Source organism: Paenibacillus sp. P4_A7 (genome assembly GCF_056402455.1).
The window spans coordinates 1-1,100 of record NZ_JBFUHJ010000811.1 but is presented as its reverse complement, the minus strand read 5'-3'; the positions used below and the strand labels follow the sequence as shown (position 1 = coordinate 1,100).

1 pseudogene is annotated in these 1,100 nt (G+C 44.0%); it reads left to right on the top strand.

What is annotated here, in order from left to right:
* A pseudogene (locus AC1DWN_RS34195) lies at window positions 1-615 on the top strand (hypothetical protein); the annotation flags it as partial.
* Window positions 616-1,100: the final 485 nt, after the last annotated feature.

The window sequence follows — 1,100 nt, the reverse complement described above, 5'->3', positions numbered from 1 at the left end:
GGCTACATCCGTGGTATGGAGCAGCTGTACAAGCTCGAACAGCTTCAAATGCTCACGACGGTGGACATGTTTGGCTTTTCAGGCGAGCAGTTTCCACATCCGCATCAGTTGACTCAGCTGCACACGTTGTGGTTGACCAGCTTGCCGGATGATGCTGCCAAGACGATCAAGCAAGCCTACAAACAAGCAGCGAAGCAAGGTCTGGATTTGTCCATTCGCCAACCGCGCAAGCCGGAATGGCTAGCCGATAATCTCGATAACCCATTTCGGGCGTGGGACGGTCGAGAAGGAATTACACCTGCACAAGCGAAAAAGGTTGCCTCGCTGTATAAACAGATACGCGGGCAACTTCGGGAGTTTGCGGCTCAGGCGCAAACAGGTGAWATGTCCTCCMAGGACGTGCAGCTGCAGCTCGAACACACCTTTTCCACCTATATCGAAGGGTTCAACAAACTAGACAACCGCAAGGTGTTTATTTTTACCGAGGAACGAGAGGAGATTTTTGGTGCCGTAACTCCGCTTATATCCGGGCTTGTTAAGGAACTGCAGGCGATTCAGATCGAAATTGATGAACATGCGCTGTGGGAATATACGGACCAACTCCGCGATTTTTGATCCGAACAAAGATTGCTGTCCGTATTGGAGAAAAAATGAGACGGATTAAATTAACAACAACTCCTCTCTCTCTGAATTGAATTGATCATAGTACGAAGGAGCTGGCCGCGACAGCTCCTTTTCGCATTTTTCGCCGATAGACCCGTTAAGCTGAACCGTATCATAAATAGGGCGAAAAATTAGTTGTGAATGAAGTTTATATAGAGATAAAATTAACCCCTAAGATGACTCTTAGGGGTTTTTATATGACTTAATACAACAATATTTACAAATTCATGATACGATATTGCTAAATAGCAATTCATGTTATCGGTTAAGCATTTGAGATGTAATTATTGCAAACTAACATGACGAGTAGTACATAAATCAAAATTCTAGTTAAGKAAGGCCAATAAAAGTTCCATGTCCATCTCAGATCAGTCTAGAAAAATTTTATGGGGTAGATCGGGAAATCAACCAAAGACGTTTACTGAAACTATTATGAC